The sequence below is a fragment of the Klebsiella sp. OBRC7 genome (genome assembly GCF_000293135.1).
In the GTDB taxonomy this organism is placed as follows: Bacteria; Pseudomonadota; Gammaproteobacteria; order Enterobacterales; family Enterobacteriaceae; genus Klebsiella; species Klebsiella michiganensis.
Map to the genome: position 1 here is coordinate 1 of NZ_ALNJ01000069.1, position 12,344 is coordinate 12,344.

The window sequence follows — 12,344 nt, forward strand, 5'->3', positions numbered from 1 at the left end:
GTATTCGGTGGAGCGGTAGTTCAGTCGGTTAGAATACCTGCCTGTCACGCAGGGGGTCGCGGGTTCGAGTCCCGTCCGTTCCGCCACTTATTAAAAAATTAAGCCTGCTGATTAAGCAGGCTTAATGATAAGAAACTTTAGGGGCGTAGCTCAGTTGGTAGAGCACCGGTCTCCAAAACCGGGTGTCGCGAGTTCGAGTCTCTCCGCCCCTGCCATATATAATCCTTTGCTCAGGCAAAGGATTTTTTTTGCTTTAAATTTCCCGCCAATCGTCCTCCATCCCTGGAGGGGTGCGTTTATCCCAATATATTGTGCTTCAGGATCTCCCGAATCTGCGCTTGTTTATCGCTGTTTTGTAGCCAAATCGCATAGAGAGGCCTTGAAAGCGTCGCACTGTCGGTCACCGTATGCAGATTATTTTTCCCCTGTGCCCAGAGCACGGGCAACCATGTACAGCCCTTAAGCGCGCTGAGCTGCTGGTAGGCTAATTCGGCAGAACTGGTGGTCAGCAGAGGAATATCATCATTTCCGATCAATCCCGCTTCGTTTTGTTGGAAATCGGGCCCCCATTCCAGGCGTAAATAATTCAATTCATTTGTGTATTTAGCCGGAGAGGCGCAATAAAGCGCCAGGGTAAAATTACCCAGCAACTGACTGCTTAGTTCATCCATCTTCGGCGATTCTGTCGTGATCAAGAGATCAAGCTGACGTTCGTGCAGCTGTTTGACCAGCGATTGCCGCTGCGCAATCCGCGCCTCAAACTGCAGGTTATAGGGCTCTGTATAGAGCTTTCCCAGCCATCCATTAAGCAGGCATTCCCACAGAGAAGCGCTGGCTCCGATCGAAAATTCATTATGGCGGGAAGCATTCGCGACCTCCTTGCGCGCAGCTTGCCAGGTATTCATCAGGGTTTCGGCGTAGGGCAGCAGTTTCTCTCCGGCTGAGGTCAGACGGATATTATTACGATGACGGGTAAAAAGATTTACCCCCAGCTGGTTCTCCAGTTGACGAATACGAAAGCTAACTGCTGACTGCGTCAGATAAAGCGCCTCTGCGGCTCGGCCAAAGTGGCGAGTTCTGCTCACCTCAAGGAAAGTCTTGAGCAATTCCGTATCCACACTCTTCTCCGCAAAATTATTTGTCGTGATGATTTAAATGTTTTGTTTGACGCTCTGTCAAGCGTAACTAATACTCCGCGCCATAATTAGCTCGGCCAAAGAATCAGGAGCGTGTAGGATGGCGGAAAGCTTTACGACAACTAATCGTTTTTTCGACAATAAAAATTATCCGCGCGGGTTTTCCCGTCATGGAGATTTCACCATCAAAGAGGCGCAACTGCTGGAACGTCATGGTTATGCCTTTAATGAACTCGAACTAGGTAAACGCGAGCCTGTCACCGACGATGAAAAACAGTTTGTTTCGGTATGCCGTGGTGAACGTGAGCCCGCAACGGAAGCAGAACGCGTCTGGATTAAGTACATGGCGCGCATTAAGCGTCCGAAGCGTTTCCATACCCTGTCCGGCGGCAAGCCGCAGGTGGAAGGTACGGAAGATTACACAGAAAGCGATGATTAAGAAAAAGGGCGTAAGCCCTTTTTTTACGCCATCATTTTTTGTAGATGGCTCAGCATTCTGTCTATTGCCCGGTAGCCGAGAGCCTCCTGCAAATGATGGCGTTCGATGCGTTCGACTGCCTCAATATCGGCAATAGTTCGGGACACTTTAATCAGGCGCTGCCAGGCGCGGATTGAAAGCCCGAGCTGTATTAGCGTCTGCTCCAGCCAGACAGCGTCATCTTTATGAAGCCGGCAGCAGATTTTCATCTCATCATTTCCCAAATGCGCGTTAAGTTTTTTCTGCCGCGATAGCTGCCTTTCGCGTGCGGCCAGAACACGTTGGCGTACGCAGGCGCTACTTTCCTCTTCGTTTGTTCCCTGGCTGAGCACCCCCGGTGGCGGAAGCGGGATCTCCAGGGAGAGATCGAATCGGTCAAGAAACGGGCCGGATAAACGACCCAGGTAGCGTAGCGTCTGTTCCGGTGAAGCGCGATTATGCTGGCCCTGATAGTGCCCTGTCGGGCTGGGATTCATCGCTGCAATAAGCTGGAAACGAGCTGGATAATCGATTTTGGCGCGCGTGCGTGAGATATGGATAACCCCTGACTCAATGGGTTCGCGTAACGCATCCAGCACCCTGCGTTCGAATTCAGGCAGCTCATCCAGGAACAGGACTCCGTTATGGGCAAGGGAGATCTCTCCCGGTGCCGGAATTGAGCCTCCGCCCACCATGGCCGCCAGGGAGGCGCTATGATGCGGGGCACGAAAGGGCCTGCGGCGCCAATTTTTCATAGCATGCCTGGAATCGACCAGGCTAAGTATTGCCGCGCTTTCCAGCGCTTCCTGATTACTCAGCGGCGGCAGTAGTCCCGGTAATCGACTGGCGAGCATCGTTTTTCCTGTGCCGGGCGGGCCTATCATCAGCAGGTTGTGACCACCTGCAGCGATGATTTCCAGCGCTCGTTTCCCCTGCCGCTGGCCAATAACATCACGCAGATCAACCGATGTTTCATCCGAATATTCTCCTTCTGGAAGGGGGTTAGCCAGGGTATGTCGACCTTCTAGAAAAGCGCAGACTTCCTGGAGATCGGTGGCGATAAGGCAGTCACTGCCGCCGATTAACCCCACCTCTGGAGAATTCTCATTAGAGACAACAATCCTCCGCCCCGCTTTTATGGCCTCCATGGCGCTGGATATGGCACCAGGAACGCCACGCAGAGCGCCTGTAAGCGCCAGCTCGCCGACAAACTCATATTGATTTAGCCTGGGAGCCTTTAGCTGCTCTGAGGCCACCAGAAGCGCGAGAGCGATAGGTAAATCATATCTTCCCCCTTCTTTTGGCAGATCGGCCGGGGCCAGATTGATGGTGATTTTTTTCGCCGGATAAGCGTAACCGCTGTTGATAATCGCACTACGTACCCGGTCACGCGCTTCTCTAACCGTTGTTTCAGGCAGTCCTACCATTGTCAGGCCTGGGAGCCCGTTGCTGATATGAACTTCAACCGTGATAAGCGGGGCACCGATCCCGAGAGCGGCGCGGGTGTAAACAATGGCGAGTGACATAACACCTCCTGAGAACCGGGATTATGTCGGGGATTTGCTGTTGAGTAATTCGGCATTATTAAATTATGCATGCTTGCTCCCAGCCAATTTTCCGGCAATTTCCGCTTTGCACTGGTGTTGGATGCTGGCTCGTAAAATGCTGCCATCAGGCAACAAGATGAGAAAGTGCTGTGGAGTACGCCACAAAATGAAATATTTTCATTTCATATTTTTCCTATTAAAAACAATTGTTTTTTCTTAAATGGTTAGCAAGGTAAGAAATGAGGTCATAAAAAAATCTTGTGTTTAACACGAAGTCTGTGGTACCTCTTTAGGTATTCCTTCGAACATGAAGCCAGAAAGAACATAAAATGACAGCCCTTCTACGAGTGATTAGCCTGGTCGTGATTAGCGTGGTGGTGATTATTATCCCACCGTGCGGGGCTGCACTTGGACGAGGAAAGGCTTAAAAAACAAGCCTTAACGAACTAAGACCCCCGCACCGAAAGGTCCGGGGGTTTTTTTATAACTTAAAAACAGAAAAGAGGAGCAGACGATGGCTGGCAGCATAAAATTCTGTTTCTCTCGATCTACGACGGGGAAGTAACTATGAATGGGGCGCGGTGGGTAGTACATGCTTTGCGAGCACAGGGAGTCGATACCGTTTTTGGCTATCCGGGTGGAGCAATTATGCCGGTTTACGATGCATTGTATGACGGCGGCGTGGAACACCTACTGTGTCGGCATGAACAGGGCGCGGCTATGGCGGCTATCGGCTATGCCAGGGCTACCGGCAAAACCGGGGTGTGTATCGCCACTTCGGGTCCTGGCGCAACCAACCTGATCACCGGTCTCGCCGACGCGCTGCTTGATTCCGTTCCCGTTGTTGCTATCACCGGCCAGGTTGCTGCCCCGTTCATTGGCACCGACGCATTCCAGGAAGTTGATGTCCTCGGTTTATCGCTGGCATGCACCAAGCACAGTTTCCTGGTGCAGTCGCTGGAAGAACTGCCGCGCATCATTGCCGAAGCTTTCCACGTAGCAAACTCCGGGCGTCCCGGTCCCGTGCTGGTCGATATCCCAAAGGATATCCAGCTGGCTCAGGGCGATCTCGATCCGCATTTTTCCATGGTAGCCGACGACGTTGATTTTCCATATGCGGATATCGAATACGCTTTGCAGATGCTGACCCAGTCGCAGAAGCCGATGTTATACGTTGGCGGTGGCGTGGGGATGGCGCAGGCGGTACCGGCGCTGCGCGAATTTCTTGCCGTTACGCAAATGCCCGTGACGTCTACCCTGAAAGGGCTGGGTGCGGTAGCGGCGGATTATCCCTACTATCTGGGCATGCTGGGGATGCACGGTACTAAAGCGGCCAACCTTGCAGTACAGGAATGTGACCTGCTGATCGCGGTAGGCGCCCGGTTTGACGATCGCGTCACCGGCAAGCTGAATACGTTTGCCCCGCACGCCAAAGTCATCCATATGGATATCGATCCGGCTGAACTGAACAAGCTCCGTCAGGCACATATCGGCCTGACCGGCGATTTGAATGTGTTGCTGCCCGCGCTCCAGCAGCCGCTGTCTATCGACGCCTGGCGCCAACGTAATGCACAGCTGCGCGCCGAGCATGCCTGGCGTTACGACCATCCGGGAGACGCTATCTATGCCCCGCTGCTGCTGAAGCAGCTTTCCGATCGCAAACCCGCGGACTGCGTCGTGACAACCGATGTGGGCCAGCATCAGATGTGGTCAGCGCAGCATATGACCTATACGCGCCCGGAGAATTTTATCACTTCCAGCGGATTAGGCACTATGGGTTTCGGCTTGCCCGCAGCGGTAGGCGCGCAGGTGGCCCGTCCAGACGATACGGTTATCTGTATCTCCGGTGACGGCTCCTTCATGATGAACGTGCAGGAGCTGGGCACCGTAAAACGCAAGCAGTTGCCGCTGAAGATAGTCTTACTGGACAACCAGCGTTTAGGAATGGTCCGACAATGGCAACAGCTGTTTTTTCAGGAACGCTATAGCGAAACCACCCTTACCGATAACCCCGATTTCCTTACTCTGGCCAGCGCCTTCGGCATCCCTGGTCAACACATCACCCGTAAAGACCAGGTTGAAGCGGCACTCGACACCATGCTTTCGAGCCAGGGGCCTTACCTGCTTCATGTCTCAATCGACGAACTTGAGAACGTCTGGCCGTTGGTGCCGCCCGGTGCCAGTAATGCAGAAATGCTGGAGAAATTATCATGATGCAACATCAGGTCGCCTTGCAGGCTCGCTCTAATCCAGAAACATTAGAACGCGTGTTGCGCGTCGTGCGCCATCGCGGGTTCCAGATTTGCGCGATGAATATGGCAACCGCCGCCGATGCCCGGAATATTAATATTGAACTGACCGTTGCCAGCCAGCGGCCCGTCGAATTACTGTTTAGTCAATTAAGCAAACTGGTGGACGTCGCCTGCGTCGAGATCCAGCAACCTACATCACAACAAATTCGCGCCTGAGCGCAAAGGAAGAACAATGACGACGAAAAAAGCTGATTACATTTGGTTCAATGGTGAGATGGTTCCGTGGGGTGAGGCGAAGGTTCACGTGATGTCCCATGCGCTGCACTACGGGACTTCCGTATTTGAAGGCATCCGTTGCTACGACTCTCACAAGGGACCGGTGGTGTTCCGTCACCGTGAACATATGCAGCGTTTGCATGACTCAGCAAAAATCTATCGTTTCCCGGTTTCTCAGAGCGTTGATGAGCTGATGGAAGCCTGCCGTGAAGTCATTCGTAAAAACAGTCTGACCAGCGCCTATATCCGCCCGTTAGTCTTCGTCGGCGACGTAGGCATGGGCGTCAACCCGCCTCCGGGCTATAACACTGACGTGATCATCGCGGCGTTCCCGTGGGGCGCCTACCTGGGTGCCGAAGCGCTGGATCAGGGGATCGATGCGATGGTTTCTTCCTGGAATCGCGCGGCACCAAACACTATTCCGACCGCGGCCAAAGCCGGTGGTAACTATCTCTCTTCGCTGCTGGTCGGCAGCGAAGCGCGTCGCCATGGCTATCAGGAAGGTATCGCGCTGGACGTGAACGGCTACATCTCTGAAGGCGCCGGTGAAAACCTGTTTGAAGTGAAGGATGGCGTGCTGTTTACCCCGCCGTTCACCTCTTCCGCGCTGCCTGGCATCACCCGCGACGCTATCATCAAGCTGGCGAAAGATCTCGGTCTGGAAGTCCGCGAGCAGGTATTGTCCCGCGAGTCCCTGTACCTGGCCGACGAAGTGTTTATGTCCGGTACTGCCGCAGAGATCACGCCGGTACGCAGCGTTGATGGTATTCAGGTGGGCGAAGGCCGCTGCGGCCCGATCACCAAGCGCATTCAGCAAGCATTCTTTGGCCTCTTCACCGGTGAAACCGAGGATAAATGGGGCTGGTTGGATCAGGTTAATCAATAAGCATAAAAAAATGGGGCGACACGCAACGCCCCATTTCACCGAAACTGGGAGTAACTAAAGCATGCCTAAGTACCGTTCCGCCACAACCACTCACGGCCGTAATATGGCGGGTGCCCGCGCGCTGTGGCGCGCCACTGGAATGACCGACGATGATTTCGGTAAGCCGATTATCGCCGTGGTGAACTCTTTCACCCAGTTCGTGCCGGGCCACGTTCACCTGCGCGATCTTGGCAAACTGGTTGCTGAGCAAATCGAAGCCGCTGGCGGCGTCGCCAAAGAATTCAACACCATTGCGGTGGATGATGGGATCGCGATGGGCCACGGGGGTATGCTTTATTCACTGCCATCCCGCGAACTGATCGCCGACTCGGTTGAGTATATGGTTAACGCCCACTGTGCTGATGCGATGGTCTGTATCTCCAACTGCGACAAAATCACCCCGGGGATGTTAATGGCGTCTCTGCGCCTGAATATTCCGGTCATTTTTGTTTCCGGTGGCCCGATGGAAGCCGGGAAAACCAAACTGTCCGATCAAATCATTAAACTCGACCTCGTTGACGCGATGATTCAGGGCGCTGACCCGAAAGTCTCCGACGATCAGAGTAATCAGGTTGAGCGTTCCGCCTGCCCGACGTGCGGCTCTTGTTCGGGAATGTTCACCGCGAACTCCATGAACTGCCTGACCGAAGCGCTGGGCCTGTCGCAGCCGGGCAACGGCTCGCTGCTGGCGACTCACGCCGATCGTAAACAGCTGTTCCTCAATGCGGGCTCACGTATCGTTGAGCTGACTAAACGCTATTACGAGCAGGACGATGCCTCTGCGCTGCCGCGTAATATCGCCAATAAGGCGGCGTTTGAAAACGCCATGACGCTGGATATCGCCATGGGCGGTTCCACCAATACCGTACTGCATCTGCTGGCGGCGGCGCAGGAAGCGGAAATCGACTTCACCATGAGCGATATCGATAAACTTTCCCGCAAAGTGCCGCAGCTGTGTAAGGTCGCGCCAAGTACGCAGAAATATCATATGGAAGACGTGCATCGCGCGGGCGGCGTATTGGGTATTTTAGGTGAACTGGATCGTGCCGGGCTGCTGAACCGCGATGTGAAAAACGTGCTTGGTTTGTCCCTGCCGCAGACGCTGGAGCAGTACGATATCACCGTCACGCAGGATGAAGCGGTTAAGAAGATGTTCCGCGCTGGCCCTGCGGGTATCCGCACAACGCAGGCTTTCTCTCAGAACTGCCGTTGGGACACCCTGGATGACGATCGCGCAGAAGGCTGTATCCGCTCGCTGGAACATGCTTACAGCAAGGACGGCGGTCTGGCGGTTCTGTACGGCAACTTTGCCGAGAACGGCTGTATCGTGAAAACCGCCGGCGTTGACGACAGTATCCTCAAATTTACCGGCCCGGCGAAGGTATACGAAAGCCAGGACGCGGCTGTGGATGCGATCCTCGGCGGCAAGGTGGTCGCCGGTGACGTAGTCGTCATCCGCTATGAAGGGCCGAAAGGCGGGCCGGGGATGCAGGAGATGCTCTACCCGACGACCTTCCTGAAATCAATGGGCCTGGGTAAAGCCTGTGCGCTGATTACCGACGGACGCTTCTCCGGCGGTACTTCAGGTCTCTCTATTGGTCACGTTTCTCCGGAAGCGGCCAGCGGTGGCAATATCGCGATCATTGAAGATGGCGACATGATTGCTATCGATATCCCGAACCGCGGTATTCAGCTGCAGCTAAGCGATGCCGAGATTGCGGCGCGCCGCGAAGCTCAGGAAGCGCGCGGTGATAAAGCATGGACGCCGAAAGACCGCGAGCGTCAGGTTTCCTTTGCCCTTCGCGCCTATGCCAGCCTGGCAACCAGCGCCGACAAAGGCGCGGTGCGCGATAAATCGAAACTTGGGGGTTAATGATGGCCGAGTCTCAACCCCTGTCCGCCGCCCCTGAGGGGGCGGAATACCTCAGAGCGGTACTGCGCGCGCCGGTATACGAAGCCGCGCAGATCACGCCGCTGCAAAAAATGGAAAAGCTCTCGTCGCGCCTCGATAACGTTGTGCTGGTGAAGCGTGAAGACCGTCAGCCGGTGCACAGCTTTAAGCTGCGCGGAGCCTACGCGATGATGGCGGGCCTGACGGAAGAGCAAAAATCGCATGGCGTGATTACCGCTTCGGCGGGTAATCATGCGCAGGGCGTGGCTTTCTCGGCATCTCGCCTGGGCGTGAAGGCGCTCATCGTCATGCCAACCGCCACCGCGGATATCAAAGTCGATGCGGTGCGCGGCTTCGGCGGCGAAGTGCTGCTGCACGGCGCGAACTTCGATGAAGCCAAGGCCAAAGCCATCGAACTGGCGCAGCAGCAGGGGTTCACCTGGGTTCCGCCCTTCGACCATCCGATGGTGATTGCCGGGCAGGGGACGCTGGCGCTGGAACTGCTGCAGCAGGATGCCCATATCGATCGCGTATTTGTCCCGGTCGGTGGTGGCGGTCTCGCGGCCGGCGTGGCGGTGCTGATCAAACAGCTGATGCCGCAGATCAAAGTCATTGCGGTTGAGGCCGAGGATTCTGCCTGTCTGAAAGCCGCGCTGGATGCGGGTCAACCGGTCGATTTACCCCGCGTTGGGCTTTTTGCCGAAGGCGTGGCGGTGAAACGCATCGGCGATGAGACTTTCCGTCTGTGCCAGGAGTATCTCGACGACATCGTTACCGTCGATAGCGATGCCATCTGCGCGGCGATGAAAGACCTGTTTGAAGACGTGCGTGCGGTAGCAGAACCTTCCGGGGCGCTGGCGCTGGCGGGGATGAAAAAATATATCGCTCAGCATAATATTCGCGGCGAACGCCTGGCGCACGTGCTTTCCGGCGCGAACGTCAACTTCCACGGCCTGCGCTACGTTTCCGAACGCTGCGAGCTGGGGGAACAGCGGGAAGCGCTGCTGGCGGTGACGATTCCGGAAGAGAAGGGCAGCTTCCTCAAGTTCTGCCAGCTGCTGGGCGGCCGTTCGGTGACCGAGTTCAACTACCGCTTCGCGGATGCGAAAAATGCCTGCATTTTTGTCGGCGTGCGCCTGAGCCGGGGGCTGGAAGAGCGGAAAGAGATCCTCAACCTGCTACACGACGGTGGCTACAGCGTAGTGGATCTCTCCGACGATGAAATGGCCAAGCTACACGTGCGCTATATGGTCGGCGGGCGTCCGTCTCAGCCGCTGCAGGAGCGTTTGTTCAGCTTCGAGTTTCCGGAGTCGCCCGGCGCGCTGCTGAAGTTCCTGCATACGCTGGGCACCCACTGGAACATCTCTCTGTTCCACTATCGCAGCCACGGTACCGATTACGGCCGCGTGCTGGCGGCATTCGAACTAGGCGATCACGAGCCTGACTTCGAAACCCGCTTGCATGAGCTGGGCTACGATTGCCATGATGAGAGCAATAATCCAGCATTCAGGTTCTTCCTCGCCGGTTAAGAAGCTCTGTGCTTGTCAGGCCTGTGGCCGGGCTGTAGGCCTGAGCAGGCCCGGCATTAGTGGCCAGGCAGCAAATTCCAGAACGCATTAATCAGCGGCTCATGCAGCCGCTTTTTTGGCGCGCAGACGCCCAGCTCAAACGGGGTTTTCTCGTCGCTACGCTCCAGAATCATCACGCGATTGCGCACTGGCTCAGGGCTGTTTTCCAGCACCACCTCCGGCAGCAGCGCGACGCCGCAGCCGAGCGCCACCATGGAAACCATGGCTTCATGCCCGCCCACCGTGGCGTAAATTGACGGATTACTGATTTTATGGCGGCGAAACCATAGCTCAATGCGGCGACGCACGGGGCCTTGGTCGGCCATAATAAAGGGTACCGTTGCCCAGTCAGGCTTCTCGACTGAGACCTGGTTACGAACCGGACAAGGCAGCGCCGGGGCGATCAGCACCACCGCCAGATTCTCCAGCATGGAAAAAGCCACCGCGCCGGGCAGCGTTTCCGGTTTCCCTGCAATCGCCAGATCGGCCTCACCCGTCACCACTTTCTCCATCGCATCAGCGGCATCGCCGGTGGTGAGCTTTATTTCCACCGAGGGATGCTCGGCGCGGAAACGATCGAGAATCGGCGGCAGATGGCTATAAGCGGCCGTCACCGAACAGAAGATATGCAGTTCGCCCGACAGCGACGGACCTTGCTGATCGATAGTGTGGCGCAGCTGCTGATACTGCAACAGCGTCTGCTGGGCAAACGTTCGTAGCTCTTCTCCCGCTTCGGTAAGCGTTACCGTGCGGTTATCGCGGACAAACAGCGGCTGCCCGAGGTCTTCTTCCAGGCGCTGAATTTGTCGGGAAAGCGTGGAGGGGCTGACGTGCATCGCCCGCGCGCTGCGGCCAAAATGGCGGCTTTCAGCCAGATGCAGGAAGGTTTTCAGATCGCGTAAATCCACTGGCGGCACTCCACGATTTTACATTGCAGAAATTGCAACGTGACGTTGTGAATATATCAATTTCCGCAATAAATTTCCTGTTGTAATGTGGGTACATTCTCGCTGAAAGGCGAACCGAACAAAATAAGACACACAACATCACGAGGTATCACCATGGCTAACTACTTTAATACACTGAACCTGCGCCAGCAGCTGGCGCAGCTGGGCAAATGTCGCTTTATGGGTCGCGACGAATTCGCCGATGGCGCAAGCTACCTTCAGGGTAAAAAAGTGGTCATTGTCGGCTGTGGCGCTCAGGGCCTGAACCAGGGTCTGAACATGCGCGACTCCGGTCTGGATATCTCCTACGCGCTGCGTAAAGAAGCGATTGCCGAAAAGCGCGCATCATGGCGCAAAGCAACCGAAAACGGCTTCAAGGTGGGTACCTACGAAGAGCTGATCCCGCAGGCCGATCTGGTGGTTAACCTGACGCCGGACAAACAGCACTCTGACGTTGTACGTTCCGTTCAGCCGCTGATGAAAGACGGCGCGGCGCTGGGCTACTCTCACGGCTTCAACATCGTGGAAGTTGGCGAGCAGATCCGTAAAGATATCACCGTCGTGATGGTGGCGCCGAAGTGCCCGGGTACCGAAGTGCGTGAAGAGTACAAGCGCGGCTTCGGCGTACCGACCCTGATCGCGGTTCACCCGGAAAACGATCCGAAAGGCGAGGGTATGGCCATTGCTAAAGCCTGGGCTGCGGCGACCGGCGGTCACCGTGCGGGCGTGCTGGAATCGTCCTTCGTTGCCGAAGTGAAATCCGACCTGATGGGCGAGCAGACCATCCTCTGCGGTATGCTGCAGGCCGGTTCTCTGCTGTGCTTCGATAAGCTGGTGGAAGAGGGTACCGACCCGGCATACGCCGAAAAACTGATTCAGTTCGGCTGGGAAACCATCACCGAAGCGCTGAAGCAGGGTGGTATCACTCTGATGATGGATCGCCTGTCTAACCCGGCTAAGCTGCGTGCTTACGCGCTGTCCGAACAGCTGAAAGAGATTATGGCGCCGCTGTTCCAGAAGCATATGGATGACATCATCTCCGGTGAATTCTCCTCCGGCATGATGGCTGACTGGGCCAACGACGATAAAAAACTGCTGACCTGGCGGGAAGAGACCGGCAAAACCGCGTTCGAAACCGCACCGCAGTTTGAAGGTAAAATTGGCGAGCAGGAGTACTTCGATAAAGGCGTTCTGATGATCGCAATGGTGAAAGCGGGCGTTGAGCTGGCGTTTGAAACCATGGTGGATTCCGGCATCATCGAAGAGTCCGCTTACTACGAATCACTGCACGAACTGCCGCTGATCGCCAACACCATCGCTCGTAAGCGTCTGTACGAAATGAACG

The 12,344-nt window shown here is 55.7% G+C and carries 11 protein-coding genes and 2 tRNA genes; 10 read left to right on the forward strand and 3 right to left on the reverse strand.

All coding sequences use genetic code 11. The features are described 5' to 3' along the window. Positions 1-9 precede the first annotated feature (9 nt). Together HMPREF1144_RS14040 and HMPREF1144_RS14045 are read left to right on the forward strand one after the other, a co-directional pair. Positions 10-86: transfer RNA gene (locus HMPREF1144_RS14040), tRNA-Asp, on the forward strand. 53 nt (positions 87-139) lie between these two features. Then, a tRNA-Trp gene (locus tag HMPREF1144_RS14045) sits at positions 140-215 on the forward strand. A gap of 81 nt (positions 216-296) precedes the next feature. On the opposite strand, the gene hdfR is transcribed toward HMPREF1144_RS14045, so the two are convergent. Beyond that, a complete protein-coding gene (gene hdfR, locus HMPREF1144_RS14050) occupies positions 297-1,118 on the reverse strand; it encodes an HTH-type transcriptional regulator HdfR (protein ID WP_004097454.1) in 822 nt (273 codons plus the stop codon). A gap of 118 nt (positions 1,119-1,236) precedes the next feature. Between hdfR and HMPREF1144_RS14055 the strand changes: the two genes are divergently transcribed. Further along, on the forward strand, positions 1,237-1,575 hold the full coding sequence (locus HMPREF1144_RS14055; protein WP_004097464.1) for a DUF413 domain-containing protein: 339 nt from the start codon (positions 1,237-1,239) through the stop codon (positions 1,573-1,575). A gap of 23 nt (positions 1,576-1,598) precedes the next feature. Here HMPREF1144_RS14055 and HMPREF1144_RS14060 read toward each other — a convergent pair whose 3' ends face one another. Beyond that, a complete protein-coding gene (locus HMPREF1144_RS14060) occupies positions 1,599-3,119 on the reverse strand; it encodes a YifB family Mg chelatase-like AAA ATPase (RefSeq protein ID WP_009653133.1) in 1,521 nt (506 codons plus the stop codon). Between the two features lie 350 nt (positions 3,120-3,469). Here HMPREF1144_RS14060 and ilvL point away from each other — a divergent pair, with 350 nt between their 5' ends. The 6 genes from ilvL to ilvA all read left to right on the forward strand — a co-directional run bounded on the left by ilvL (position 3,470) and on the right by ilvA (position 10,013). After that, positions 3,470-3,568, forward strand: coding sequence for an ilv operon leader peptide (gene ilvL, locus HMPREF1144_RS31525; RefSeq protein ID WP_001311244.1), 99 nt, complete (start codon positions 3,470-3,472; stop codon positions 3,566-3,568). Positions 3,569-3,707: 139 nt separating this feature from the next. Then, a complete protein-coding gene (gene ilvG, locus HMPREF1144_RS14065) occupies positions 3,708-5,354 on the forward strand; it encodes an acetolactate synthase 2 catalytic subunit (protein ID WP_042927764.1) in 1,647 nt (548 codons plus the stop codon). After that, a complete protein-coding gene (gene ilvM, locus HMPREF1144_RS14070) occupies positions 5,351-5,608 on the forward strand; it encodes an acetolactate synthase 2 small subunit (RefSeq protein ID WP_004097471.1) in 258 nt (85 codons plus the stop codon). The genes ilvG and ilvM overlap by 4 nt, the downstream gene beginning before the upstream one ends. A 16-nt stretch (positions 5,609-5,624) precedes the next feature. Then, the gene (locus HMPREF1144_RS14075) at positions 5,625-6,554 is read left to right on the forward strand and encodes a branched-chain amino acid transaminase (protein ID WP_004097473.1); all 930 of its coding nucleotides are present in this window, start codon (positions 5,625-5,627) and stop codon (positions 6,552-6,554) included. A 61-nt stretch (positions 6,555-6,615) separates the two neighbouring features. Further along, positions 6,616-8,466, forward strand: a complete 1,851-nt coding sequence (gene ilvD / locus HMPREF1144_RS14080; protein WP_004097475.1) for a dihydroxy-acid dehydratase — start codon at positions 6,616-6,618, stop codon at positions 8,464-8,466. Between the two features lie 2 nt (positions 8,467-8,468). Next, complete coding sequence (gene ilvA, locus HMPREF1144_RS14085; RefSeq protein WP_009653134.1) at positions 8,469-10,013, forward strand: threonine ammonia-lyase, biosynthetic; 1,545 nt, start codon at positions 8,469-8,471, stop codon at positions 10,011-10,013. 56 nt (positions 10,014-10,069) lie between these two features. Here ilvA and ilvY read toward each other — a convergent pair whose 3' ends face one another. Beyond that, positions 10,070-10,960 (reverse strand): HTH-type transcriptional activator IlvY, encoded by an 891-nt coding sequence (gene ilvY, locus HMPREF1144_RS14090; RefSeq protein WP_004097479.1) that lies wholly within the window; start codon positions 10,958-10,960, stop codon positions 10,070-10,072. 153 nt (positions 10,961-11,113) lie between these two features. Here ilvY and ilvC point away from each other — a divergent pair. Beyond that, a partial coding sequence (gene ilvC / locus HMPREF1144_RS14095) for a ketol-acid reductoisomerase (RefSeq protein ID WP_009653131.1) occupies positions 11,114-12,344 on the forward strand: 1,231 nt, incomplete at its 3' end.